The organism is Vibrio sp. 1457, assembly GCF_033340195.1.
In the GTDB taxonomy this organism is placed as follows: Bacteria; Pseudomonadota; Gammaproteobacteria; order Enterobacterales; family Vibrionaceae; genus Vibrio; species Vibrio alginolyticus.
The window spans coordinates 1-2206 of sequence record NZ_JAWOWA010000063.1 but is presented as its reverse complement, the minus strand read 5'-3'; the positions used below and the strand labels follow the sequence as shown (position 1 = coordinate 2206).

3 protein-coding genes are annotated in these 2206 nt (G+C 40.9%); all 3 read left to right on the top strand.

What is annotated here, in order from left to right; all coding sequences use genetic code 11:
- The first annotated feature begins 113 nt into the window (after positions 1–113).
- The 3 genes from R7Z41_RS23660 to R7Z41_RS23650 all read left to right on the top strand — a co-directional run bounded on the left by R7Z41_RS23660 (position 114) and on the right by R7Z41_RS23650 (position 2134).
- The gene (locus R7Z41_RS23660; protein ID WP_225478343.1) at positions 114–482 is read left to right on the top strand and encodes a VOC family protein; all 369 of its coding nucleotides are present in this window, start codon (positions 114–116) and stop codon (positions 480–482) included.
- A 157-nt stretch (positions 483–639) separates the two neighbouring features.
- Positions 640–1134, top strand: coding sequence for a GNAT family N-acetyltransferase (locus tag R7Z41_RS23655; protein ID WP_025637911.1), 495 nt, complete (start codon positions 640–642; stop codon positions 1132–1134).
- Positions 1135–1855: 721 nt separating this feature from the next.
- Entirely contained in the window at positions 1856–2134 is a 279-nt protein-coding gene (locus tag R7Z41_RS23650) for a hypothetical protein (protein WP_033007115.1), read from the top strand.
- Positions 2135–2206 lie beyond the last annotated feature (72 nt).

Here is a 2206-nt window from a genome sequence, read left to right as displayed (position 1 = left end):
TATGCGTTAATTTTAGTGATTAAGGTGGTTTGCGGTGACATTGGTGTTGCGTTACTCACCCCTTAATTGGGCGTTATATGCTTTCAAGTTTCAAACAATAAAAGGACTTAAAAATGATTCTAAATCACGTCTCAGTTGGCGCTTCTGATGTGGTAAAAGCAGTTGGTTTTTATGACTCAGTTCTTTCTACGTTGTCTATTAAGCGTGCTCATTATATAGAAAATATTGCAGCGGCTTATGGTGAAAACTTTGAGTTTTGGGTCGGAAGCCCTTGTGAAGGGAAAGCGACATCAAGTAATGGTGCTCATGTGGCTTTCAATGCGCCGTCAAAAGAAGCTGTTGACCAGTTCTATTCTACAGCCATTGAATTGGGTGGTTCATGTGCAGGCAAGCCAGGCTTAAGACCAGAGTACGGTGAAACTTACTATGCAGCGTTCGTACGTGACTTAGACGGAAACAAAATCGAAGCAGTTTCAATGTAGCTTCGAATACGCATATAACAATAAATTTAAGAGTGATTCACAACGCTAGGCGCTTTCACTTCAAGCCAGTTTAGTGTTTATGGCACAATGGTTTAGGTAAGGTGTTAGCGTTGTTCACACCTTAATTTGGCGTTATGTGCTTATGAGGAAAATTGACATGGAGGTGGTAGAGGCCAACCCTGATTTGGCGCCAATATTAGCGAGTTATGCGAAAGAATGCCTAGAATCGGGTATTCCAAAATATTCGGGTGTGGAGCAAGATCCTACAGCTTATTTGTCAGGTTTGGTCGAACGCTCAAAGGCAATCTCCGAGTTACCAAAGGGATATTTACCTAGCACAACTTACTACTGTGTATCGAACTCCGAAATTTTAGGTGCAATCCGAGTTCGCAAAGGTACTAACGCCAACGTAGAAAATGTCATTGGTCATATTGGCTACGAAACTAGACCGTCAGCTCGTGGTAAGGGTGTAGCCTCATTTCTGCTTGCATGGGTGCGAGACCATGTTGTCACTGATTCAGTAATTGTTACTTGCTCAATTGACAATCCCGCATCTCAAAAGGTCATCGAAAACTGTGGTGGTGAATACCTCGGTAACTACACAGATGAGAGTGAGGGTACGGTAAGGCGCTACCGTTTAGCACGCACATAACAAAGCATTCAAGAGTGATTCGCAACGCTTGGCAGTTTCGCTTCGCTCAAGTATAGCCAAGCGAAGCTCACACCTTAATGCGGCGTTAGGCGCAGTAAGAAATTTCTTTGTTCAAATCTCTAATTTCTCTTTGGCCATTTGTTCTAGTTTTTCGGCAATTTGGCCTTATCTAACCAAGTTCTTGAATCACTCAATCTGTAAAACATGTCAAAGTTTGCGGGTTGCCTCATTCAGTTTTGGAGTCGGTTTGTTGTTAGTTTCTTTGGCTCAAATCACTTCAAGTTTGTCTGCCGTCGAAACGGGTCTATTGGCTGAAATTTTGCACTGAAAGTTAGTCTTTCCAAAATCTATTTTTATGTGCTGAAAAGCCAATTTCTTTGGTGTTTTGGTTGCAGTGGGTTTCAGAGACTTAGCCGCTTTAGCATTTGGGTTTTAATCAAATTCAGTGGCTTACGTGAATTTCTTTTTCCAAAAGGTTGTTTTCTAAATCCAGTTTTAACTATTTGCGTGAAGCGCCTAACAAAGCATTCAAGAGTGACTCACAACGCTTGGCGATCTCGGTTTAAACTCGGTTTTAGTGGTTAAGGTGCAATGGTTTAGGTTAGGTGGTTTAGCGTTGTTCGCACCTTAATGCGGCGTTAGGCGACATGAGATCAACGATAGAGTAGTGATAGTATCTTGGCGTGAATCTAGCTTCAGTTAATAGAAAAGGAGTGGATTAATGAATGGTAAAGCATTTGATAATTGGCAAAAATCTCGAAAGAAAGGATGTTTAAATTGGCTTTTCAGAACAACTTTCGTCACAGCCATTTTGTACATAATTTTTAATGTTATTTTCCTTTATCCATCTTCTGATGCTGCAAGCATTACGATTTTCTTATCGGATAATGCTCTTAATTACTCCATTTACACGATCGGGATGTTTTTCGCATTTTGGGCTATTTGGTTATACAACGAATCTTCGTATGAGAAAGAAGTTAAACGTAGAAATGTCGCCTAACAAACTGTTCAAGAGGGATTCGCAACGCGTGGCATTTTCACTATGCGTTGGTTTTAGTGTTTAAGGTGGTAT

Coding starts and splice junctions, on each gene's coding strand:
- R7Z41_RS23655 (WP_025637911.1), top strand. CDS start 640: ATGGAGGTGGTAGAGGCCAACCCTGATTTGGCGCCAATATTAGCGAGT.
- R7Z41_RS23650 (WP_033007115.1), top strand. CDS start 1,856: ATGAATGGTAAAGCATTTGATAATTGGCAAAAATCTCGAAAGAAAGGA.
- R7Z41_RS23660 (WP_225478343.1), top strand. CDS start 114: ATGATTCTAAATCACGTCTCAGTTGGCGCTTCTGATGTGGTAAAAGCA.